Below are 23,376 nucleotides of genomic sequence, written 5' to 3'. Positions count from 1 at the left end.
AGTCGCTCCGCAGGCGTCGGACCCCGATCAGGGCGAGCCGCCCTCCCAACGGTTTCAATGCGCGAGCGGCCGCGGATGTTCCCGGCGGCGCACCGGGCCCGGAGCACCTGGTCGGGGCGTTATCCGGGGCGGGGCCACCGGACGGTGAAGTCCCTTTAGGCGGCGCTGAGTTGGAGGTCGGTGGCGCAGTCGGGACGGCAGCGGCCCGGTCCGTTCCGCGGCGTCACCCTGGACCGCGGTGACGTCCGGGGTGCCGTCTTCCCAGGTGGGCCGGGAACGGGGCGCGCCGAACGAACGGTCGGCCGTTACGGACGGTGGCCCGGCAAGGTTTGGGCAGTGCCGTAGCGCTATGTGGTTGGCCGGATCCTTTTCGTAGCCGAGACCGCCTCCACCGGCGGCACGGGACCGACGCGGAGCGGGCGGGGCCGTACCATCTGCCGAGGTCGCCGAGCTGCTTGCCGTACTTCTTCCAGTACTCATGAGGCAACCGGGCGCCGAGCGCGCACCGTTCGGAGAACGGCGCACGGGGCAGACGTGCACACGGGACAGGCCACGAGGTCCTCGCATCCCGCATCCCGGTGTGCGGCACCCCGGCGCCGTCAGTGCCGTACGGCATGATGCGTGGCGTGACCGGACGACTGATGCTTCTCGACACCGCCTCGCTGTACTTCCGCGCCTACTTCGGCGTCCCGGACTCCGTGAAGGCGCCCGACGGCACGCCGGTGAACGCCGTGCGCGGACTGCTGGACTTCATCGACCGGCTGGTCAAGGACCACCGCCCGGACCGGCTGGTGGCCTGCATGGACGCCGACTGGCGGCCGCAGTGGCGGGTCGACCTCATCCCCTCCTACAAGGCGCACCGGGTCGCCACGGAGCACGAGAGCGGCCCGGACGAGGAGGAGGTGCCGGACACCCTCTCCCCACAGGTGCCGATCATCGAGGAGGTGCTGGACGCACTCGGCATCGCCCGGGTCGGCGTCGCGGGCTACGAGGCGGACGACGTGATCGGCACGTTCACCGTGCGCGCCGAGGGCCCGGTGGACATCGTCACGGGCGACCGCGATCTCTACCAGCTCGTGGACGACGCACGCGGGGTGCGCGTGCTGTACCCCCTCAAGGGCGTCGGCACGCTGCAGACCACCGACGAGGCGTGGCTGCGCGCGAAGTACGGGGTCGACGGGGGCGGGTACGCGGATCTGGCGCTGCTGCGCGGCGACCCGAGTGACGGCCTGCCGGGGGTGCCGGGCATCGGCGAGAAGACGGCCGCCAAGCTGCTCGCCGAGTTCGGGGACCTGGCCGGGATCATGGCAGCGGTCGACGACCCGAAGGCGAAGCTGACGCCGTCGCAGCGCAAGCGGCTGGACGAGGCCCGTCCGTATGTCGCCGTCGCACCCAAGGTGGTCCGGGTCGCCGATGACGTACCGCTGCCGGATGTCGACACCGCGCTGCCGAAGGCCCCGCGCGACGCGGCCGGGCTGGACGCGCTGTCGGCGCGGTGGGGGCTGGGCGGTTCGCTGCACCGGCTGCTCGTGACACTCGGCGGGTGACCGACCCACACTATAGGGACGGCCGGCAAGGAATTGTTCCGGCAAAACACACTCATCGAATGCTCATGGAAGAGGTGTTAACTAAAGAGGGGGTGCTAACTTAGGTAAACCTAACCAGTGGAGCAGGGAGGCCGTCATGGCAGAGCGTCCGGGACGTAAGCCGCGCAAGCCCCATTCCGCCCAGGTCGTGCGCACCGAGCGGCTGACCCCGCACATGCAGCGCGTGGTCCTCGGCGGTGACGGACTGGCCGGTTTCGCGGCGGACACCTGCACCGACCATTACGTGAAGCTCCTGTTCGGCCCGGCGGGCGTCACCTACCCCGAGCCTTTCGACCCGGAGCGGATCCGCGCAGAGTTCCCCCGTGAGCACTGGCCGGTGACGCGGACCTACACGGTGCGCTCCTGGAATCCCGAACACCGTGAGCTGGCCCTGGACTTCGTCGTGCACGGCGACGAGGGGCTCGCCGGACCGTGGGCGTGCCGCGTCCAGCCCGGCGAGACCGTCCATTTCATGGGCCCTGGCGGCGCCTACGCCCCGGACACGGATGCCGACTGGCATCTGCTCGCCGGTGACGAGAGCGCGCTGCCCGCGATCGCCCGCGCCCTGGAGTCCCTGCCCGGCGGGGCGAAGGTCTTCGCCTTCATCGAGGTGTCCGGCCCCGAGGAGGTGCAGAAGATCGACTCCGATGTGGAGGTCGTCTGGCTGCACCGGGGCGAGCGGCCGGTCGGCGAGGCCCTGGTGGCCGCCGTAAGGGCGCTGGAGTTCCCGGAGGGCCGGGTGCACGCCTTTGTCCACGGCGAGGCGAGCTTCGTGAAGGAGCTGCGGGCGATGCTGCGTGTCGAGCGCCAGATCCCGCGCGAGGACCTGTCGATCTCCGGCTACTGGCGCCTCGGGCACAACGAGGACGGCTGGCAGGCCTCCAAGCGCGACTGGAACGCCCGCATCGAGGCGGAGCAGGAAGGCGGCGGCCCGGTCGCCGCCTGAGAAATCCGTGAGCCCACCGGGACCGGCAACACCGCGAGGTGCCGCCGGTCCCGCGCCGTTCACACCGATCGCTGGTAGGACCGGAACGTCCTGATCGACAGCCACACGGCGGCGACCGCCAGCGCCAGCAGCGCCCCGCCGCGGCCCAGCACCGCGCTCCAGTCGGGATCCGCCGACATCGCGGAACGGCCCGCGACCATCGCCCAGTTGAGCGGGTTGAAGTCGGCGATGTGCCGCATCCACCCCGGCATCTGGGACGGCGCCATGAAGGCACTGGACAGGAAGGTCAGCGGGAGAAGCAGGAAGGTGTTTATCCCGATGATCGACTCCCGCTCCTGGACCAGCATGCCGAGCGCGTTGGACAGCGCCCCGAAGATCGTGCCGAGCAGGACGGCGGCCACCACCAGGACCGCTGTGCCGGCGACCCCGCCCGGACAGTCGGCGCCGCCCAGCAGGCCGAGCAGCACGATGATCAGCGACTGGCCGGCGGTGATCAGGCCGTTGTTCACCACGTTGCCGTTCATCAGCGCGGCCCGGCTGACCGGTGTGGTCAGGAAGCGGTTGAGGGTGCCGCGCTGGATCTCCTCCAACGTGCCCATGCCGGCCCACATGTTGGAGCTGAGGGCGCTCATCACGACCACGCCCGGCACCAGGTAGTCGAGGTAGGAGGTGGTGCCGAAGCCGCCCAGCTCGACGACCTTCTTGAAGAGGCTGCCGAACAAGAACAGCCAGATCACCGGCTGGATCAGGGTGATGATCGCGTAGGCGGGCTGCCGCGCGAACACCAGCAGCTGACGCTGGGTCATGTACCAGGTCTGAGACAGGGCGTTGCTCATCGCGCACCTCCGGACAGGGCGAGCGCATCGACGGTGTCGGCCTCCGCGTACCGGCGGCCCGCGTAGCGCAGATAGACGTCGTCGAGGGAGGGGCGGGCGACGGTCGCGGCCACCACGGTCACCCCGGCCCGCTCCAGGGCGGCGAGCAGCGCGGGCATGGCGCCGGCCCCGTCGTCGGCGCGGGCGCTGATCCGGCGCCCGTCGAAGAGCGCCTCGTGCACACCCGGCAGTCCGGTCAGGGCGCCCGCGAGCAGGGTGCGGCCGGCTTCCCCGGGTGCCTCGCGCAGCTCCACATGGACGGCGTCGCCGCGCAGTTCGCCCTTGAGGGCGTCGGGGGTGCCCTCGACCACGACCCGGCCGCGGTCGACGATCGCGATCCGCTCGGCGAGCCGGTCGGCCTCCTCCAAATAGTGCGTGGTGAGCAGGATGGTGAGCCCCTCCTCGCCGGCCAGCCGGCCGATCTCGTCCCACATCGCGGTGCGGGCCTCCGGGTCGAGGCCGGTGGTGGGTTCGTCGAGGAAGAGCACCTCGGGGCGGTGCACCAGGCCGAGGGCCACGTCGAGGCGACGGCGCATGCCGCCGGAGTAGCCCTTGACCGGACGGGCGGCAGCGTCGGTGAGGGTGAAGCGGGCCAGCAGTTCGTCGACCCTGCGGTTCAGCGCGGCGCCGCTCAGACCGTAGAGCCTGCCCTGGAGTCGGAGGTTCTCCCGGCCGGTGGCGACCGGGTCGGCGCCGGAGTTCTGGGCGACCACTCCGATCGCCCGGCGCACCCGGTCGGGGTGGCGCAGCACGTCGTGGCCGGCCACGGTGGCGGTGCCCGAGTCGGGACGGGCCAGGGTGGTGAGGATCTTGACGGTGGTGGACTTGCCGGCGCCGTTGGGCCCGAGGAGCCCGAAGACGGTGCCGGGTTCGACGGTGACGTCCATGCCGTTCAGTGCGGTGACGTCACCGGGGTAGGTCTTGATCAGCTGGCGCGCCTGCACTGCGGGCGCACGGGTGCTCATGTCGGCTGCTCTCCTGGGGAAAACGCGAGTGATCGCGGATGATCGACGGATGGTCGCGAATGATCCGCGCGATGAGCACCGGGCTATCCTGGGTGTGCCGCACCTCGATGGCCCGGAGCCGCCGCACGGCGGGTTCGGTTCGGGGTTCGAGACCCCGGCCGGGCTGCTGCAACAGCTCAGCCGGGGTCTGCCCGCTAGTTCTGCTTCTGCTCGAACTCGGCCTCCAGTTCCAGGTACTTCTCGGGGATCTCCCCTGTCTCATGGAAGTGCCGCCAGTCCACGACACCCGGGAAACTGCCCTCCGTCAGCTCCGCCAGGAAGCCGCGCACCCACTCGGCCTGCGCCTCGATCATGTGCAACTGGTACTCGGCCTCTATCACGAAGAGCCGGGGCAGGGTCTCACGCAGCTTGTCGAGGGCCCCGCGCAGGCTCGCGGCCTGCACGTCGAGCGTCTTGAGCCGCTCCTCCAGCAGCCGGGCGGCCTCGTCCGGGTGGAGCGCCCCCATCAGCGACAGCGCCGCCTCGAAGACGGGGTACTCCCGCGCGGGCACGGCGACCAGGTCCGAGAGCCACTCGGCCGTCTCCTCGCGCCCGGCGTCGGTGATGCCGTAGAGCGTGCGCTCGGGGCGGTTGCCCTGCCGCTCCACATCGGTCACCTGGACGAAGCCGTGCTTCTCCAGGTTCTGCACGACGGTGTAGAGCGAGCCGTAGTTGATCTTCAGGCTCGTGTCCTTGCCGCGTCTGCGCAGGGTCTGGGCGATCTCGTACGGATGCATCGGCCGCTCGGCGAGCAGCACCATCACGGCGAGCGCCAGCGGGTTGCTCAGCTTGCGACGCCTGGCCGCCATCGACACCCACCCCGCCCTCTCCGTCGCTGCCATACGCCTCGTCACCGAATATCCGTGACCGAACATATCGCGAGTCGACAGCAGCCGTCAATACACACGATGTATCGCGTCTGACCCTGGTCCGCAAGGGCGTGAGGACTTGGGCCCGCCCCGGACACGCCTGCGTGACGCGCGCGAAACAGCGCATCCCTAATTTCTGTCGCTCGACAGGAAGTCCGCGATTTCCGTCTCCGACAGGAAGTCCGCCTGACAGGCAGGTGCCGCCGTGACGACACTCGACGACCGCTCCGTGGAGCCCGACGACCGTTCCCTGGAAGAGTTCGGCTACCGCCAGGAGCTGCATCGCAGCCTCGGCCGGTACGCCTCCTTCGCCGCCGGGTTCTCCTTCATCTCCGTACTGACCACCGTCTTCCAGTTCTTCGCCTTCGGGTACGCGTTCGGCGGCCCGGTCTTCTTCTGGGCCTGGCCGGCCGTGCTCGTCGGCCAGTTGCTGGTGGCCGCCTGCTTCGCCGAGCTGGCCGGGCGCTATCCGATCTCCGGCGCGATCTACCAGTGGTCCTCACGCCTCTCGAACCCGTCCTTCGGGTGGTTCGCCGGCTGGATCATGGTGATCGGGCAGATCGTGGTGGTCGCGGCGGCCGCGCTGGCCCTGCAGATGGTGCTGCCCGCGCTCTGGTCCGGCTTCCAGCTGATCGGCACGGATGCCGCGCCCACCTCGGCCGACGGCGCTGCCAACGCGGCCGTCCTCGGCGTCGCACTCCTGGTGCTGACCACCCTCGTGAACGTCCTGGACAACCGGGTGATGTCCGTGATCAACCGGGTCGGAGTGACCGCCGAGATCATCGGCGCGGTGCTGATCGTCGTACTGCTCCTCACCCACTCCAAGCGCTCCCCCGGCATCACGTTCCACACCGGGACGGCCGCCGAGGGCGGCCTGCTGGGCGCGCTGCTGGTCGGTTCGTTCACCGCCGCGTACGTGATGATCGGCTTCGACAGTGCGGGTGAGATGAGCGAGGAGACGCACCTTCCGCGGCGGACGGCGCCGCGGACGATCCTCACGGCGCTGGGCGCCGCCGGACTGCTCGGCGGCCTTGTCGTCCTCGGCGGGCTGCTCGCCGCGCCGAGCCTCACCGACGGGCACCTGGGCGTCGACGGGCTGAGCTACGTCCTGACCAGCAGCCTCGGGGACGGGGTGGGGCGGGTGCTGCTGGCCGACGTGGTGGTGGCGATCGCGGTGGCGACGCTGGCGATCCAGACGGCCGCCTCCCGGATGCTGTTCTCCATGGCGCGGGACGGGCAGCTGCCGTTCGCCCGGGCGCTGGCGCGGGTGAATCCGCGCACCGGGATGCCGAGCGCGCCGGCCGTGGTGGTCGGGGTGCTGGCCGCGCTGCTGCTGTTGCTCAACTTTGCCTCGCCGGACGCGTTTCTGGCGATCGGGACGACGTGCATCGTGATGCTGTACCTCGCGTACGCGATGGTCACCGGGCCGCTGCTGGTGCGGCGGCTGCGGGGTGAGTTCCGGGTCGAGGGGACGGACGAGACCGGGGCGCCGTTGTTCTCGCTGGGGCGGTGGGGGGTGCCGGTGAACGCGGTCGCGTTGCTGTACGGGCTGGTGATGACCGTGAATCTGGCGTGGCCTCGGGGGGCGGTGTACGACCCGGCCGGGGGTCACTGGTACTTCCGGTGGTTCACCGTGCTGTTCCTGATCGGAACTGTGGTGGTGGGTGGTGCTTGGAGGTTCGCCCGGGCGGAGTCACGAAGTGCGGTCGCTGTGCCGGAGGCTGTGGCGTAGTTCGTCGGGTGCGGGTGCGTGGCGGCTGGTCGCGCCCACGCGGCGGAGCCGCATATCGACACAGCCCCGCGCCCCTGACGGAGCGCTCCGCTTACCCTTGGCTGCAAATGAGACGTAAGACCCCCGCCCCGCCCTCACCCCTGCCCCAGCGGCAAGGGGTGGACCCCGTTCGGGTGCGGTTGCCCTATGCCGGCGACTGGGCCACGGTCGGCGACTATCTGATCGAACGGCTCTCCGGAGCCGCCCCCGGCGTCGTCGCCGAGCTACTGGACTCGGGACTGGTCGTGGGCGCAGACGGACACCCCGTCGCCGCCCGCACCCCCTACACGCCCGGCCTCTACCTCTGGTTCCACCGCGATCTGCCCCCCGAGGTCCCCGTCCCCTTCCCCCTCGACGTGGTCTACCGCGACTCCCACATCGTCGTCGCCGACAAACCGCACTTCCTCGCCACCACCCCACGCGGCAGTCATGTCACCGAGTCCGCCCTGGCAAGACTGCGGCGGGAGCTGGGGATCCCCACGCTGGGGGCCGCGCACCGGCTGGACCGGCTCACCGCCGGGCTGGTGCTGTTCACGGTGCGGCCCGAGGAACGGGGCGCCTATCAGACGTTGTTCAGTGAGCGGCGGGTGCGCAAGGAGTACGAGGCGATCGCGCCGTACGACCCCGCGCTCGCCCTGCCCCGGACCGTGCGCAGCCGGATCCTCAAGGAGCGTGGGGTGCCCGCGGCCGGCGAGGTCGAGGGGCCGGTCAATGCGGAGACCGTTGTCGAACTGGCCGAGACCAGGGGCGGGTTGGGGCGGTACCGGCTCACGCCGCGCACCGGGCAGACGCATCAGCTGCGGGTCCATATGAGTGTGTCGGGGGTGCCGATCCTCGGCGATCCGCTGTATCCGGTGGTGACCGGCCCCGTGCCGGACGGTGACTTCCGGCGACCGCTGCAACTGCTGGCGCGGCGGCTGGAGTTCACCGATCCGGTCACGGGGGTGGAGCATCGGCTGCGCAGCGGGCGGACGCTGCGGGCCTGGGAGTCGTACGAGGAGTGGGCCGGCCAGGAGTTCCGCTAACGGCCCAGCCACCAGCGGCGCAGCCGCGGCCAGATGCCGCGCGGCTCGGCCGCCGGTTCCGGCGCGACCGGGGCGGCGGGTGCCGGGCGGGGCTCCATCGGCGGCATCGGCGGCATGGGCTCCGGGGCGGCCGGTGGCGCCGTCGGGCGGGCCAGGCCGAGCTGCCAGTCCGTGCGCTGTGGCGGGACGAGGGCCGGGCTCGGCATGAGGGTCACGTCCTGCTTCGGCTTCGGGTCGAAGCGGACCGGCAGTTCCACCAGGTGCCGGGACGCGATCGACGCCCGCCAGCGCAGTTCCTCCTCTTCGCAGTCGAGCTGGATGTCGGAGAGGCGGGTCAGCAGCTGGTCGACCCCGACGTCGGCGATGGCACGGCCGATGTCCTGGCCGGGGCATTCGTGCGGGCCGCCACCGAAGGCGAGGTGGGAGCGGTTGCCCTGCATGTTGGCGTTCAGGTCGGGGCGGACGCGCGGGTCGACGTTGCCCGGGGCGGGCGCGTAGAGCAGTCCGTCGCCCTTGCGGATGCGCTGGCCGCCGAGTTCCGTGTCCTGCTTGGCGAAGTAGGCGAAGACCGTGCTGAACGGCGGCTCGTCCCACAGGGACTGCTCGATCGCCTCCGGCACGGTCATCTGGCCGCCGTTGAGCTGGGCACGGAAGCCCGGTTCGGTGAGGACCATGCGCAGGGCGTTGGCGAGGACGTTGGCGGTGGTCTCGTAGGCGGCGATGAGGACGACCCTGAGGTGCTGGGCGACCTCGTCGTCGTTGAGCCGGGCGGGGTGGTTGATGAGGTGGCTGGTGAAGTCGTCCTCGGGGCGGACCCGGCGGCGGGCGGTGAGCCGGGTCAGGCAGCCCATGACGTACTCGTTGCTGGCGATGGCGGTCTCGGTGCCCTTGAGCATGTCGCGGGCGGCTTCCACGATCCGGTCATTGTACTCCTCCGGCATGCCGAGCAGTTCGCACATGACCGCCATCGGCAGGTGCTCGGAGTACTGGGAGACGAGGTCGGCGCGGCCCTTCTCGCAGAACTCGTTGACCAGCAGCTGGGTGTAGCGGCCGATGAGGCGGCGGATGCTGCGGTTGTCGATGGTGGTCATGGCGCCCATGACGGCGGCGCGCAGCCGCTGGTGTTCGTCGCCTTCGGCGTGGGAGCAGATGGGCTGCCAGGCGATATGCGGCATGAGGGGGTGGTCGGGCTTGACCATGCCCTCGCGCAGCGGGGTCCAGGTGCGGCTGTCCCGGGTGTAGACGGCGGGGGTGCGCACCATCTGGAGGTTCTCGGTGAGGCCGAGGACGACCCAGACCGGTACGTCGTCGTGGAGCAGCACGGGTGCCACGGCGCCGTGTTCCTCGCGCAGTCTCTCGTACAGCTCGCCCAGGTGGTCGGCGTCGGCGCCGTAGAGCCGTTGCAGTCCGCCGGGTCCGCGGTCGTGGGCCGGGCAGCCGGGTGGTGGGGCCGCGTCCGTGCCGGCGCCGGTCGGGAAGGGGGATTCAGGCGTCACAGTGATCGCTCCGGGGAGAGGTGTCAGGTGAGCGCGCCGGACATGGCGAGCGAGTGCAGGAAGCGCATCAGGGTCATCAGGACGTCCCGGCTGGAGGCCCGGCGGCGGGCGTCGCACTCGATGATGGGGATCTCGGGGGACAGGTCCAGCGCGGTGCGCAGTTCCTCGATGGGGTAACGGGGGCCGTCGGGGAAGGAGTTGACGGCGACGACGAACGGCACTCCGCGCTCCTCCAGGCGCCCCATGACGTCGAAGCTGACCTCCAGGCGCCGGGTGTCGATGAGGACGACCGCGCCGAGGGCGCCTTCGAACAGGCCGTTCCACAGGAACCAGAAGCGTTCCTGGCCGGGGGTGCCGAAGAGGTAGAGGACCAGCTGGTCGGTGATGCTGATGCGGCCGAAGTCCATGGCCACGGTGGTGGCGGTCTTGGACTCGGAGCCGTAGTTGTCGTCGACGCCGATGCCGGCCTGGGTCATGGTCTCCTCGGTGGTCAGCGGTCTGATCTCGCTGACGGAACCGACCATGGTGGTCTTGCCGACTCCGAAGCCGCCCACGATCACGATCTTCACCGCGGCCTGGGCGGTGTGCGGCAGATGGTCCTCGGTGCGGGGGCCGGGGATCGTGTCAGAGCTTTTGAAGTCCATGCATCACCGCTTCGAGGAGTGAACGGTCGGGAAGTGCCTGGCGGACGATCGGGGCGCGCGCCTGCACCAGTTCGGCCGTGATCAGCTCGGTGATCAGCGCTGTCATCGCGCTGAACGGCAGGTTGAGATAGGCGGAGAGTTCGGCCACGGACAAGGGCGCGGTACAGAGCCGGAGGAGCACCGTCTGTTCGGGCGTGACGGAGGGCGGTGGGTCGGCGCGCGCCACGATTAAGGTGACCAGGTCGAGTTCGGCCCGGGCACCGTCCGAGCCGCTGATGACGTAGAGCCGCTCGGGGTTCTTGTTGTCTCCCTCCTCGCCGCCGTGTTCGGGGGCCGGCGGCACGGACGGAAGAGGCGGCAGGTGATCCTGGTCGGGTTGGCGCCGTTTGCGTTGCGGAGGAGTCATACGGTCTGCCCGTTCCGCCGGGGCGGACTGGTGAGATGGGCGCCGATGCGCACGACGAGGTCGCGCATCATCTCGCTCATCCGGCCGGGTTCGCAGGTCACGTCGGCGAGTACGGCGAGGTATGCGTTGGCGCCGGCGGACATCAGGTAGAAGTAGCCTCTGTCGATCTCGATGAGGACGAGGTTCATCTCCCCGTTGCTGATGGGGAGTTCCTGGGCGACGGCGCCGGCGAGGCTCTGCACGCCGGCGCAGGCGGCGGCGAGCCGGTCGGCGGCGTCGGGGTCGCCGCCGTGCCGGGCGATGCGCAGGCCGTCGGCGGAGAGCACGACGATCATCTCGACGCCCGGTACCCCGTCGGCGAGTTGCTTGAGCATCCAGTCGAAGTTGCCTCGCTGCTGGATCACTTGAGGTCCCCCTCGTCGTCGGCTTCGGTGCCGGCCGGATCGTTGATCAGGTGCAGGTACTTGGTGGGGTTCCGGGTGAAGTCGGTGGGGTGGACACCCGGGTTGTTCTTCTTGAGCCCCTCCCAGAAGGCCTCGACCCAGAGGCCGGGTTCGCGGCGTTCCGGCTCCGGCTGCTCGGGCTCGGGCTCCTTGTGCTGCGACCAGACGGTCGGGGTGCCCTCGCGTTCGGCGCGTTCGATGGCGGCCTGTTCGGCGAGCCGCCGGCTGAGCGGCATCTTCATCCGGCTGCGCCGCTGCGGCAGTCCGCCCGCGGTCCACTCGGTGACCTCGGGGACGTCGTCCTCCATGGAGATGCCGGCGGGGATGCGGGGGCTGGTGGGCCGGCGCTTCTTGGGCGGCCGCTTGGGTCCTTCGAGGGCGCCGAGTTCGGGCTTCGGGATACCGGTGGCGCCGATGCCGTGGGCGATACCGGGGGCGGGGTCGGTGGTCATCATGTCGCTGGGCACGATGAGCACGGCCCGGACACCGCCGTACGCCGAGGCACGCAGCGAGACGTCCATGTTGTACGTCGTGCAGAGGCGGCCGACGACCGAGAGGCCCAGGCGCGGGTTCTCGCCGAGGACCTGGATGTCCTTGCCCTGCTTGGCCTTCTCCAGCAGGCCCTCCAGGCGGGCGCGGGCCTCCTCGTTGAGGATGACGCCGGCGTCCTCGATCTCGATGCACACACCGGACTGCACCTCGACCGCGGTGACGTGCACCTTGGTGGAGGGCGGCGAGTAGCGGGTGGCGTTGTCGAGGAGTTCGGCGGCCGCGTGGATGAGCGGTTCGACGGAGGTGCCCTTGATGTTGACCTGGCAGATGGAGTGCAGCTCGATGCGCCGGTACTCCAGGATCCGGGACATGGCGCCGCGCAGCACGCTGTAGAGGGCGACGGGGTTGGGCCACTGGCGGCCGGGGCGGCCGCCGCCGAGGACGGAGACCGAGTCGGCGAGGCGTCCGATCAGCGCGGTGCCGTGGTCGATGCGCAGCAGGTCGTCGAAGACCTCGGGGTTGCGGCCGTGGTCCTCCTCCATCTCCCGCAGTTCGTGGGCCTGCTGGTGGACGATGGCCTGGACGCGCCGGGCGACGCTGACGAAGGAGCGTTCCAGGGAGTCCCGCTGGAGGTCCTCCTCGTCGACGATGTCGAGCATGATCCGGATCAGCCGGCGCTGCGACTCGGGGGCGTGGCGCATCCGGGGGTCCAGGTCGAAGACCTGACGAATCACCTCTTTGGGCGACTCCCCGGCCTTCAGCCGGTACAGCGCGGTCGGGAAGACCTCCTTGCCGAGGCGGTCGATCTCCTCGTCGCCGGCGGCGAGGCTCCGTTCCAGATACGCGCTGTGACGGGCGTGCTCGGCACGGGCGTCCCGCAGCTTACGGCCGCGGCGCACCGCTTCCGCCGCCGTCACGAGGACCAGCAGCATGCCGACGGCCCCGCACACGCCGACAGCGGTCCGGGCGGGCTCCGCCACCAGGACCACGGCGGCGGCGGTCGCCGCGGCCATCAGTATGGCGGGCAGCAACAGCACCCGCGCCAGGGAAAGTTCACGGCCATTGGGAGGCGGTTGCACACTCACCATGTATGCCTTCTGAGACGAATCGGCTGGGTGTCGGGAGAGTTCGTGGGGGGAAGGTTCATGGAGCAGTCGGGATCTTCCGTATGTTTGGGAACAGGCGCACGAATTCATCTCAACTCGGTGCGCCGCGGGCGAGCTTAGTCCGACCGGATCAACGCCGTGTCATATTCGGCAAGCACCTGAAAACGCCCGAAGGACTGGAGTAGCCTCGGTCGTTTTGCACGCCGGGCGTTCGTTCGCACACGGTGCGTCACGACGAACGGATGTACGGGTGCGATCCACCGGACGGGTGAAACGGCTCTCCGAGCCGGAACCTCCGCCGGGTTCAGACCCCGGCGATCCGCAGCGCCGCGTCGGCCGTCGCGCGGGCGAACTCGTCGATCCGGCGCTCCGGTTCGGAGCGGTGGATGAGGATGACACCCTCGATCAGACCGAAGACGAGATCGGTCCGCAGCTCCAGCTCCCCCTTGGCGAGCACCCCGCCGGCGGCCGTCGCGGCGATCAACTGCCGGTAGGCGTCCTTGAGTTCGGCCCGTACGGCGCGGAAGCCGGCGAACCGTTCCTCGTGCACCTCGGGCAGCAGGTAGAGCGCGCCGAGATTGTGCGGGCCGGCACACAGCAGCTCCACATCGGCCCGGCACAGGGCCCGCAGCCGCTCCTCGGCCGGAGTCACGTCGTCCGCGAGCAGCTCACGCGCATACGACAGCGACGGCGTGACGGTGGACTCCAGCAGCTCGGCGAGGAGTTCCTCCTTGCCGGAGACGTAGTGGTACATCGAAGCCTGCCGCATGCCCGCCCGTTCGGCGACGGCCCGGGTGGTGGTGGCCGCGTAGCCACGGGTGGTGAACAACTCGGCTGCCGCCACGAGCAGTTCGGCGCGCGGTTCGAGACCGCTGTCCGGCCGCTGCGCGGCCCGCGGCCGGCCGACCCGACGGCCACTGCTCGTTCCCATGCGTTCGATCCTCGCACACGACGTCGCACGACGATCTCGGCGTGCGCCCGTGCCGCAACCCGGTGAGCCCTCGGTAACCGGGCCGGAACGCGGCGGCAACGCCCGCGACCCGCCCCGCACCTAATTTCTGTCGGGCGACAGAAACAACCCTGAGGCCGAGAAACCGGAGGCAGGCGATGGCGACAGCGACCACGTACGGAGCCCGGGCGCACGCCCGCGCCCAGGAGGGCACCCGCGCCGAAGCGATGCCGGTCGTACCGGCCGCCGACTGGCCCGACCCGCCCTGCGAGGCGGGCCACCTGGTGTGGGCCGAGACGGTGGCGGGCGGCAACTACACGCACCGCGTCCTGGCCCGCGGCACCGAGCTGCGCCTGACCGACCTGCGCGGCGACGCCTGCGCCCATCTCCTGCTGTACGCCGACGGCCGCCCCTGGGAGCGGCTGAACGTCGCCGACACGGTCAAGGTCCAGTGGAACGCCTACCTAGGCGAGGGCGTACTGCTCCTCTCCGACCAGGGCCGGGTGCTGGCCTCGGTGGTCGCCGACACCTCCGGCCGGCACGACGCGCTGTGCGGCACCTCCACCCTCGTCCGCAACACCGACCGCTACGGCGACGGCACACCGCAGTCGCCCTCCCCCGCCGGCCGCGAGCTGTTCAAGCTGGCGGCGGCCAAGAACGGTCTGGAACCGCGCGACCTGCCGCCGTCCCTGTCGTTCTTCCAGGGCGTGGAGGTGCGCGACGACGGCACGCTGGACTTCACCGGCTCGGCCGGCCCCGGCGGCAGTGTCACGCTCCGCGCCGAGCAGGACCTGACCGTACTGATCGCCAACGTCCCGCACCCGGCCGACCCGCGCCCCGACTACGTCAGCACCCCCCTGGAGGTCCTGGCCTGGCGCGCCGCCCCCACCCCACCCGGCGACCCCCTCTGGGACGCCACCCCCGAAGGCCGCCGCGCCTTCCTCAACACCGCCGGATTCCTCGCCGCGAGGGGGCTCGCATGAGCACGAGCACGCAGACCGCCGTCGTCCCGGCCCGCGCCGCCTGGTCCTCCGTGATCCGCGAGGGCGGCACGCTCACCATCACCGACCTGCACGGCAACCAGGCCGTCGACTTCCTCGTCTACGACGCCCACGACACATCCGTCCGCTACAGCGCCCCCGACACCGTCCACGCCCAGGGCGGCATCTTCCTCACCACCGGCAGCGTGCTCCTCTCCAACGAACACACCCCGCTCATGACCGTCGTCGAGGACGAGGTCGGCCGGCACGACACGGTGGGCGGCGCCTGCTCCAAGGAGTCCAACACCCTGCGCTACGGCCACCACACCTGGTCCCAGCACGCCTGCGTGGACAACTTCCTGGCCGAGGGCGCCAGGCACGGCCTCGGCAAGCGCGACCTGGTCTCCAACATCAACTGGTACATGAACGTGCCCGTCGAGAAGGACGGCACCCTCGGCATCGTCGACGGCATCTCCGCCCCGGGCCTGAAACTGACCCTGCGCGCCGAACGGGACGTCCTCGTCCTCGTCTCCAACTGCCCCCAGATCAACAACCCGTGCAACGGCTTCGAGCCCACGGCCGTGGAGATGACGATCACCGGAGCCGCGGGATGACCTTCGACACCCTGCTGGTCGCCAACCGCGGCGAGATCGCCGTCCGCATCATCCGCACCGCCCGCGAACTGGGCCTGCGCACGGTCGCCGTCTACTCCGACCCCGACCGCTCGGCACCCCATGTACGCCTCGCCGACGAGGCGGTCCGGCTCGGCCCGGCGCCCGCGAAGGAGTCGTACCTCGACGCCGACCTGGTCCTGAAGGCCGCCAAGGACACCGGCGCGGGCGCGATCCACCCCGGCTACGGCTTCCTGTCCGAGGACGCCGGGTTCGCCCGGCGCTGCGAGGAGGCCGGGATCGTGTTCGTCGGCCCGGCCCCGGAGCAGCTGGAGCTGTTCGGCGCCAAGCACACGGCACGGGCCGCGGCGGAAGCGGCCGGAGTACCCCTCGCACCGGGGACCGGGCTCCTCCCCGGCCTGGACGTGGCCCTGGTCGAGGCCTCCGCCATCGGCTATCCCGTCATGCTCAAGGCGACCGGCGGTGGCGGTGGCATCGGCATGTCGGCATGTCGGTCGGCCGGTGAACTGACCGAGGCCTGGGAACGCGTCCAGCGGGTCGCCGCCGCCTCCTTCTCCTCCGCCGGGGTCTTCCTGGAACGCCTGGTCGAGCACGCCCGCCATGTCGAGGTCCAGGTCTTCGGGGACGGCGCGGGCAGGGTCGTCACCTTCGGCGACCGGGACTGCTCGCTGCAGCGCCGCAACCAGAAGGTGGTGGAGGAGGCCCCGGCTCCCGGCCTGCCCTCCCATGTACGCAGGCAACTCGCCGACTCCGCCCGTGACTTGTGCGCCTCGGTCGGCTACCGCTCGGCCGGCACGGTCGAGTTCGTGTACGACGCGGCCCGCGAGGAGGCCTACTTCCTGGAGGTCAACACCCGTCTCCAGGTGGAACATCCGGTCACCGAAGAGATCTACGGCGTCGACCTGGTCGCCTGGATGCTGCGCCTCGCGCAGGGCGAGACCGACGTCGTCCGCGACCCGGGCGCCCCCCGCGGTCACGCCGTCGAGGCCCGCGTCTACGCCGAGGACCCCTCCCGCGAACACCGGCCCAGCGCAGGCCTGTTGACCCGTGTGGAGTTCCCGCAGGGGGTGCGGGTCGACGGCTGGGTGGAGTCCGGCACCGAGGTGACGACGTCGTACGATCCGATGCTCGCGAAAGTGATCGCGTACGGCCCCGACCGCACCCAGGCGCTGCGCAGGCTGGACGAGGCGCTCGCCGGCACCCGCGTGGACGGCATCGAGACCAACCTGGGCCTGGTGCGCGCCGCGCTCGCCGAGCCGGCCTTCCGCGCCGCCGCCCACTCCACGGCGACCCTGGCCACGGTCACCGACCCCACCCCGCGGATCGAGGTCGTCTCCGCCGGCACGCTCACCACCGTCCAGGACTGGCCGGGCCGCACCGGATACTGGCAGGTCGGTGTACCCCCGTGCGGTCCCATGGACGACCGTTCCTTCCGGCTCGGCAACCGCGCCCTGGGCAACCCGGAGGGCGCGCCCGGCCTCGAATGCACCCTGCAGGGACCGTCCCTGCGCTTCACCCACCCCACGACCGTCTGCGTGACCGGCGCCCCGGCCCCGGTGACCCTCGACGGCATCCGGATCGCTCAGTGGGAGCCGGTGACGGTCCCGGCGGGCGGGCTGCTGGAGATCGGCGCCCCCTCCGAGCACGGTCTGCGCACCTACGTCCTCTTCGCCGGCGGCGGCCTGGACGTCCCCGCCTTCCTCGGCAGCGCGAGCACCTTCACACTGGGCCGCTTCGGCGGCCACGGCGGCAGGGCGCTGCGGACGGGCGACGTCCTGCACGGCGGAGCCGTGACCGGGGGCGAACCCGGCGCCGAACGCCCGCAGTTCACCGCCTCATGGCAGCTCGCCGCCGCCGAGGGCCCCCATGCCGCCCCGGAGTTCTTCACCGAGGACGACATCCACGACTTCTACGCGGCCGAATGGAAGGTGCACTTCAACTCCGCGCGCACCGGGGTCCGCCTGGTCGGCCCCAAGCCGCGCTGGGCGCGCACCGACGGCGGCGAGGCCGGCCTGCACCCGTCCAACATCCACGACACCCCGTACTCGGTCGGCGCCGTCGACTACACCGGCGACATGCCGGTCCTGCTCGGCCCCGACGGCCCCTCCCTCGGCGGCTTCGTGTGCCCGGCGACCGTCCTGAGCGGCGAGCGCTGGAAGCTGGGCCAGCTCCGCCCCGGCGACACGGTCCGCTTCACCCCGGTCGACGTGACGGGCGCGCCCCGCCCCGAGATCCTCGACGGCGGCGTCCTGGCCCGCGACGGGGACGTCACCTACCGCCGCAGCGGCGACGACAACCTGCTGGTCGAGTTCGGCCCGATGCAGCTCGACCTGGCCCTCCGGATGCGCGTCCACGCCCTGATGGAGGCGGTGACGGCGGCTGACCTGCCCGGGGTCACGGACCTCACCCCCGGCATCCGCTCCCTCCAGATCCGGACGGACCCGGCCGCCCTCCCCCAGGACGAACTCCTGGCCGCCGTGAGGGAGATCGTCACCGCCCTCCCGCCCACCGACGAACTCGTCGTCCCCTCCCGCACGGTCCACCTCCCCCTCTCCTGGGACGACCCGGCGACCCGTGAGGCGATCGCCCGTTATATGGCGGGCGTCCGCGACGACGCCCCCTGGTGCCCGTGGAACATCGAGTTCATCCGCCGGATCAACGGCCTCGCCTCGGTCGAGGACGTCTACCGCACGGTCTTCGACGCGGAGTACCTGGTCCTGGGCCTGGGCGATGTGTATCTGGGCGCCCCGGTCGCCACCCCGCTCGACCCGCGCCACCGCCTGGTCACCACGAAGTACAACCCGGCCCGCACCTGGACCGCCGAGAACTCCGTCGGCATCGGCGGCGCCTACCTGTGCATCTACGGCATGGAGGGCCCGGGCGGCTACCAGTTCGTGGGCCGTACGACCCAGGTGTGGTCGGGATGGCAACAGCGCGGGGCGTTCGAGCCGGGCTCGCCGTGGCTGCTGCGCTTCTTCGACCGGATCAGGTGGTACCCGGTGTCCGCGGACGAACTCCTGGACCTGCGCGCCGACATCACCTCCGGCCGGTTCGTACCGCGGATCGAGGAAGGGACCTTCTCGCTGGCCGGGTACGAGTCCTTCCTCGCCGAACACGCGGAGTCGATCGCCGCGTTCAGGACCCGGCAGCAGGCGGCCTTCGCGGCGGAGCGCGACGCGTGGGAGGCGGCGGGCGAGTTCGCGAGGGCGGACGCGGCCACGGCCCCGGCCGCGCCGCCGGCCGAGGTGGCGGTCCCGCCGGGCGGCCGCCTGATAGAGGCCGAGTTCGCCGCCTCCGTATGGCAGTTGAACGTACGGCCCGGCGACGAGGTGACCACCGGCCAGCCCCTGATCGCCCTGGAGGCGATGAAGATGGAGTCCAGGGTGCACGCGCCGATGACCGGCGTGGTGACGGAGATCCTGGCGAGGCCCGGCGACCAGGTGGAGGCGGGGACGGCACTGCTCGTCCTGGCGCCGACCACGAACTGACCGACAGGAGCAAGACCATGTCCAGCACCCTCTCCCGTGTCCGTGCCGCCTACGCGCGCATCGACGCGGTCGACCGGCCCGAGATCTGGATCGACCTGCGCCCCCGGGAGGAGGTCGAGACGGAGGCCCGTGCGATCGACGAGCGCGTGGCGGCGGGCGAGCGGCTCCCGCTGGCCGGGCGCCTGTTCGCCGCCAAGGGCAACATCGACGTACGGGGGCTGCCGACGACGGCGGGCTGCCCGGCGTACGCCTACGAACCGGAGGCCGACGCCCCGGTGGTGGCCCGGCTGCGCGCGGCCGGCGCCATCGCCCTCGGCACGACCAACCTCGACCAGTTCGCGACGGGCCTGGTGGGCACCCGCTCCCCGTACGGCGCGGTGCGGGGCGCGATCGACCCGGCCAGGATCAGCGGCGGCTCCAGTTCCGGTTCGGCCGTCGCCGTGGCCCTGGGGATCGTCGACCTCGCCCTCGGCACGGACACCGCGGGCTCGGGCCGGATCCCGGCGGCCTTCAACGGCATCGTCGGCCTGAAGCCGACCCGGGGCCTGGTGCCGACGGACGGTGTCGTCCCGGCGTGCGCGTCGATCGACTGCGTGACGGTGTTCGCCCGCACGCTCGCGGAGGCGGAGCAGGTACTGTGCCAGGTCACAAACCCCCCGGCCCGTCCCCTCCCGCCCCTCCCCCAGCGCCCCCCGGGCCCCTGGCGCATCGCCGTCCCGCCCCTCTCCCAGCTCGGCGAACTGGACGAGGGCTGGGCGGAGGCCTACGAGGCGGCGGTGGCCCGCCTGATCACCGCGGGCGCCTCGGTCCGCCCTCTCGACCTCACCCCCTTCACCGAGGCGGCGGCCATGCTCTACGAGGGGGCGTTCGTGGCCGAGCGCTACACGGCGGTGGGCCCCTTCATCGACAAGTTGCTCTCATCCGGCGGCGAGGGCCTGGACCCCACGGTCGCCGGGATCATCACCCGGGCCCGCGACATCCCCGCGCACCGGCTCTTCTCGGACCAGGACCGCCTGGCGGACCTGCGCACCCGTGCCCTGGCCGCGCTGGGAGACGCGGACGCCCTGCTGCTCCCCACGGCCCCCGGCCACCCCACCCTGGCCGAGGTGGCGGCCGACCCCCTGGGCTCCAACGCCCGCCTGGGCCGCTTCACCAACTCCACGAACCTCTTCGACCTGGCCGCGGTGGCGGTCCCGGCGGGCGAGGTGAACGGCCTCCCGTTCGGCGTGATGCTGATCGGCCCCGCCTTCACGGACGAACGCCTGGCGACGATCGCCCGCTCACTGGAACCGAGGGTGAGCCTGGCGGTACTGGGCGCCCACCTCACGGGTCAGCCCCTGAACCCGCAGCTCCTGGCGCTGGGGGCGGTACTGGAACGGACCACGACGACGGCACCCACGTACCGCTTGCACGCGCTGCGGACGACCCCGCCGAAGCCGGGTCTGGTCCACGTGGGCGAGGGCGGGGCGGCGATCGAGGCGGAGGTGTGGAGCCTCCCGCCCGAGGGCCTGGGCCGCCTGCTCGCCACGCTCCCCCACCCGATGACACTGGGCAGCGTGGACCTGGCGGACGGCACAAGCGTCCCCGGCTTCCTGTGCGAACCGAGCGCTTTGACGGGCACCGAGGACATCACACGGTACGGAGGCTGGCGGAACCATCTGAACCAAGGGTGACGCACCCTGCCCAGGGGCGCGGGGCGGTATCGATGTGCGGCTACCGCCGCGCGGGCGCGACCAGCCACACCCCACCCGCGCCCGCCGTACAGCGGTCACCCCACCGACGAGTAGGCCACAACCCCCCGAAGCACCAGATCAACCGCCTTCCGCGCGGTCTTCCCCACGGTCGAGCCCTCCACCGGAGAAGCCGCCGAGATCTGCCCGAGTACGTCGATCACCTGCTTGCACCACCGCACGAAGTCCCCGGCCGGCATCTCCGCCTCCCGCAGCACCTCGTCCAGCCCCAAGCCGGAGGCCCACATGTACGCGGCCCAGGCGAAGCCGAGATCCGGTTCGCGCTGCCCGACGCCCTCGGTCTGCGTGATCCGGAACTCCTCCTCGAGGGCGTCCAGCCGCCCCCAGATCCGGACCATCTCACCGAGCGCGGCCTTGGCGTTCCCGGACGGCAGCTTCGGTGCCATCGCGTCGTCCCCGACCCGGGCCTCGTACACCAGCGCCGAGACGCAGGCGGCGAGTTCGGCGGGGCCGAGCCCTTCCCAGACTCCGGCGCGCAGGCATTCGCTGGCGAGCAGGTCGAGTTCGCCGTACAGCCGGGCCAGCCGCTTGCCGTGCTCGGTGACCTCGTCGCCGCGCAGGTAGTCCAGTTCGGTCAGGAGGGCCACGATCCGGTCGAAGGTGCGGGCGATGGTGTTGGTCCGCCCCTCGATGCGCCGCTCCAACTGCGAGGTGTCCCGCATCAGCCGGTGGTAGCGCTCGGCCCAACGGGCGTGGTCCTCACGGTCGTTGCACCCGTGGCAGGGGTGCGCCCGGATCGCGGTGCGCAGCCGTGCGATCTCGCGGTCGTCGGCCGCCTGGGACCGCTTCTTGCGGGCCCGCTCCGGCGGGATGTGCCCGGCCTTGGTGCGCAGCGCGGAGGCGAGGTCCCGACGGGACTGCGGGGAGCGGGGGTTGAAGGACTTGGGGATCCGCATCCGCTCCAACGCCTCCACGGGTACCGGGAAGTCTATGGAGGCGAGGCGCTTGACCTGCCGTTCGGCGGTCAGCACCAGCGGCCGCGGCCCGTCGTGCTGCTCGAAGCCGCGGTGGCCGTTGGACCGCCCGGCGGGCAGCCCGGGGTCCAGCACGAGCGCCAGACCGGCGTACTTGCCGGTCGGGACATGGATGACATCCCCCGGCTTGAGCTTCTCCAGTGCCACGGCGGCCTCGGCGCGCCGCTGGGCGACGCCCTGGCGGGCCAGTTCGGTCTCCCGGTCCTTCAGCTCGCGCCGCAGCCGCGCGTACTCGTCGAAGTCGCCGAGGTGGCAGGTCATGGACTCCTTGTAGCCGGCGAGTCCTTCCTCGTTGCGCTGGACCTGGCGGGAGATCCCGACGACCGACTTGTCGGCCTGGAACTGCGCGAACGACGTCTCCAGCAGTTCGCGCGAGCGGTGCCGCCCGAACTGCTCGACGAGGTTGACCGCCATGTTGTACGACGGCTTGAAGCTGGACCGCAGCGGATAGGTGCGGGTGCCGGCGAGGCCGGCGAGGTGTTCGGGGCTCATCCCGCGCTGCCACAGCACCACTGCGTGGCCCTCGACGTCGATGCCCCGCCGGCCGGCCCGGCCGGTCAGCTGGGTGTACTCGCCCGGGGTGATGTCGGCGTGCTGCTCGCCGTTCCACTTGACGAGCTTCTCCAGCACCACGGAGCGTGCGGGCATGTTGATGCCGAGGGCGAGGGTCTCGGTGGCGAACACGGCCTTCACCAGGCCGCGTACGAAGAGTTCCTCGACGACTTCCTTGAACGTCGGCAGCATGCCCGCGTGGTGGGCGGCGATGCCGCGCTCCAGGCCTTCCAGCCACTCGTAGTAGCCGAGGACGTGCAGGTCCTCGGGCGGGATCGACGAGGTGCGCTCCTCGACGATCGCGCGCACCTCTTCCCGGGCCTCGTCGTCGTTGAGCCGGAGTCCCGCGTGCAGGCACTGCTGTACGGCGGCTTCGCAGGCGGCGCGGCTGAAGATGAAGGTGATGGCGGGCAGCAGGCCCTCGTTGTCGAGCCGTTCGATGACTTCGGGGCGGCCCGGTGTCCATACGCGGGACCGCTGGCGGCGCTCGCGTTCCCGGTCGGCCTCGCGCATGGCGCGGCCGCGTCTGCGGTCCTGGTAGGACGGACGCTGTGCCTCCATCCGGGCCAGCCGGGCGAGGTCGGGGTTGACGGCCTTCTTGTGGCCCTCGCCCTCCTCGAAGAGGTCGTACATCCGGCGTCCGGCGAGTACGTGCTGGAACAGCGGGACGGGCCGGTGTTCGGAGACGATGACGTCGGTGTCGCCGCGGACGGTGTCGAGCCAGTCGCCGAACTCCTCGGCGTTGGAGACGGTGGCCGACAGGGACACCAGGGTCACGGACTCCGGGAGGTGGATGATCACCTCTTCCCAGACGGCGCCGCGGAAGCGGTCGGAGAGGTAGTGGACCTCGTCCATGACCACATAGCCGAGGCCGATGAGGGTCTGGGAGCCCGCGTACAGCATGTTCCGCAGGACCTCGGTGGTCATGACGACCACGGCGGCGTCCGGGTTGATGCTGTTGTCGCCGGTGAGGAGGCCGACCATGCCGTCGCCGTAGCGGCGGCAGAGGTCGGCGTACTTCTGGTTCGACAGTGCCTTGATGGGTGTCGTGTAGAAGCACTTCTTGCCCTGCATGAGGGCGAGGTGGACGGCGAACTCGCCCACGATCGTCTTGCCGGAGCCGGTGGGGGCGGCCACCAGAACGCCCTTTCCGGCTTCGAGCGCCTGGCAGGCCTCGATCTGGAAGGGGTCGAGGCCGAAGTCATACATCTCGCGGAAAGACGCGAGCGCGGTGGCCTGCTCGGCGGCCCGCCTGCGGGCCGCCGCATACCGCTCGGCCGGTGAGAGGTCCTCTGTCATCGTGCTTTCGAGCGTACCGGTCCCCACTGACAACAGGACGATCATTATCCGGAAGATGGGACGACGGACGACAAAGAGGTGCCCGCGT

18 protein-coding genes are annotated in these 23,376 nt (G+C 71.2%); 8 read left to right on the top strand and 10 right to left on the bottom strand.

From position 1 onward, the window contains the following. Positions 1–617 precede the first annotated feature (617 nt). Together EDD90_RS42390 and EDD90_RS42385 are read left to right on the top strand one after the other, a co-directional pair. Entirely contained in the window at positions 618–1,547 is a 930-nt protein-coding gene (locus tag EDD90_RS42390; RefSeq protein ID WP_260328796.1) for a 5'-3' exonuclease, read from the top strand. Positions 1,548–1,683: 136 nt separating this feature from the next. Next, positions 1,684–2,532 (top strand): siderophore-interacting protein, encoded by an 849-nt coding sequence (locus tag EDD90_RS42385; RefSeq protein WP_123978389.1) that lies wholly within the window; start codon positions 1,684–1,686, stop codon positions 2,530–2,532. Between the two features lie 59 nt (positions 2,533–2,591). Here EDD90_RS42385 and EDD90_RS42380 read toward each other — a convergent pair whose 3' ends face one another. From EDD90_RS42380 to EDD90_RS42370, 3 genes are all read right to left on the bottom strand, one after another. Then, a complete protein-coding gene (locus tag EDD90_RS42380; RefSeq protein WP_123978388.1) occupies positions 2,592–3,368 on the bottom strand; it encodes an ABC transporter permease in 777 nt (258 codons plus the stop codon). Further along, the gene (locus EDD90_RS42375; RefSeq protein WP_123978387.1) at positions 3,365–4,372 is read right to left on the bottom strand and encodes an ATP-binding cassette domain-containing protein; all 1,008 of its coding nucleotides are present in this window, start codon (positions 4,370–4,372) and stop codon (positions 3,365–3,367) included. Before EDD90_RS42375 ends, EDD90_RS42380 begins: the two co-directional genes overlap by 4 nt. A gap of 194 nt (positions 4,373–4,566) precedes the next feature. Beyond that, positions 4,567–5,220, bottom strand: a complete 654-nt coding sequence (locus EDD90_RS42370) for a PadR family transcriptional regulator (RefSeq protein ID WP_123978386.1) — start codon at positions 5,218–5,220, stop codon at positions 4,567–4,569. Positions 5,221–5,485: 265 nt separating this feature from the next. Here EDD90_RS42370 and EDD90_RS42365 point away from each other — a divergent pair, with 265 nt between their 5' ends. Together EDD90_RS42365 and EDD90_RS42360 are read left to right on the top strand one after the other, a co-directional pair. Continuing rightward, positions 5,486–7,012 (top strand): amino acid permease, encoded by a 1,527-nt coding sequence (locus EDD90_RS42365; RefSeq protein ID WP_123978385.1) that lies wholly within the window; start codon positions 5,486–5,488, stop codon positions 7,010–7,012. Positions 7,013–7,119: 107 nt separating this feature from the next. After that, positions 7,120–8,076 carry an RluA family pseudouridine synthase gene (locus tag EDD90_RS42360; protein WP_123978384.1) on the top strand — a complete coding sequence of 319 codons (957 nt, stop codon included), beginning with the start codon at positions 7,120–7,122 and terminating at the stop codon, positions 8,074–8,076. On the opposite strand, the gene EDD90_RS42355 is transcribed toward EDD90_RS42360, so the two are convergent. The 6 genes from EDD90_RS42355 to EDD90_RS42330 all read right to left on the bottom strand — a co-directional run bounded on the left by EDD90_RS42355 (position 8,073) and on the right by EDD90_RS42330 (position 13,594). Next, the gene (locus EDD90_RS42355) at positions 8,073–9,572 is read right to left on the bottom strand and encodes a cytochrome P450 (RefSeq protein ID WP_123978383.1); all 1,500 of its coding nucleotides are present in this window, start codon (positions 9,570–9,572) and stop codon (positions 8,073–8,075) included. The genes EDD90_RS42360 and EDD90_RS42355 overlap by 4 nt on opposite strands. Positions 9,573–9,595: 23 nt before the next feature. After that, positions 9,596–10,216, bottom strand: a complete 621-nt coding sequence (locus EDD90_RS42350; protein ID WP_123978382.1) for an ATP/GTP-binding protein — start codon at positions 10,214–10,216, stop codon at positions 9,596–9,598. Next, positions 10,197–10,622, bottom strand: a complete 426-nt coding sequence (locus EDD90_RS42345; RefSeq protein ID WP_123978381.1) for a DUF742 domain-containing protein — start codon at positions 10,620–10,622, stop codon at positions 10,197–10,199. Before EDD90_RS42345 ends, EDD90_RS42350 begins: the two co-directional genes overlap by 20 nt. After that, positions 10,619–11,026, bottom strand: coding sequence for a roadblock/LC7 domain-containing protein (locus EDD90_RS42340; protein ID WP_123978380.1), 408 nt, complete (start codon positions 11,024–11,026; stop codon positions 10,619–10,621). Before EDD90_RS42340 ends, EDD90_RS42345 begins: the two co-directional genes overlap by 4 nt. Further along, entirely contained in the window at positions 11,023–12,645 is a 1,623-nt protein-coding gene (locus EDD90_RS42335; RefSeq protein WP_123978379.1) for an ATP-binding protein, read from the bottom strand. The genes EDD90_RS42340 and EDD90_RS42335 overlap by 4 nt, the downstream gene beginning before the upstream one ends. A 322-nt stretch (positions 12,646–12,967) precedes the next feature. Further along, positions 12,968–13,594 carry a TetR/AcrR family transcriptional regulator gene (locus tag EDD90_RS42330; protein ID WP_123978378.1) on the bottom strand — a complete coding sequence of 209 codons (627 nt, stop codon included), beginning with the start codon at positions 13,592–13,594 and terminating at the stop codon, positions 12,968–12,970. A 176-nt stretch (positions 13,595–13,770) separates the two neighbouring features. On the opposite strand from EDD90_RS42330, the gene EDD90_RS42325 reads away from it, so the two are divergent. Genes EDD90_RS42325 through atzF form a run of 4 tightly spaced genes read left to right on the top strand, consistent with a single transcriptional unit; the run spans position 13,771 to position 20,385 of the window. After that, positions 13,771–14,595 carry an urea amidolyase associated protein UAAP1 gene (locus EDD90_RS42325; protein WP_123978377.1) on the top strand — a complete coding sequence of 275 codons (825 nt, stop codon included), beginning with the start codon at positions 13,771–13,773 and terminating at the stop codon, positions 14,593–14,595. Next, complete coding sequence (locus EDD90_RS42320; protein WP_123978376.1) at positions 14,592–15,206, top strand: urea amidolyase associated protein UAAP2; 615 nt, start codon at positions 14,592–14,594, stop codon at positions 15,204–15,206. Before EDD90_RS42325 ends, EDD90_RS42320 begins: the two co-directional genes overlap by 4 nt. Continuing rightward, positions 15,203–18,712, top strand: a complete 3,510-nt coding sequence (locus EDD90_RS42315; protein WP_123978375.1) for a 5-oxoprolinase/urea amidolyase family protein — start codon at positions 15,203–15,205, stop codon at positions 18,710–18,712. Before EDD90_RS42320 ends, EDD90_RS42315 begins: the two co-directional genes overlap by 4 nt. A gap of 17 nt (positions 18,713–18,729) precedes the next feature. Next, entirely contained in the window at positions 18,730–20,385 is a 1,656-nt protein-coding gene (gene atzF, locus EDD90_RS42310; RefSeq protein ID WP_123978374.1) for an allophanate hydrolase, read from the top strand. 95 nt (positions 20,386–20,480) lie between these two features. On the opposite strand, the gene EDD90_RS42305 is transcribed toward atzF, so the two are convergent. Continuing rightward, positions 20,481–23,333: an RNA helicase gene (locus EDD90_RS42305; RefSeq protein WP_123978373.1), complete on the bottom strand. Its 2,853-nt coding sequence runs from the start codon at positions 23,331–23,333 to the stop codon at positions 20,481–20,483. Positions 23,334–23,376: the final 43 nt, after the last annotated feature.

Origin of the sequence: Streptomyces sp. Ag109_O5-1, assembly GCF_003814875.1 — a bacterium.
GTDB lineage: Bacteria > Actinomycetota > Actinomycetes > Streptomycetales > Streptomycetaceae > Streptomyces > Streptomyces sasae.
Note: the sequence above shows the minus strand (reverse complement) of the source record. Positions and strands in the feature narration are given on the sequence as shown.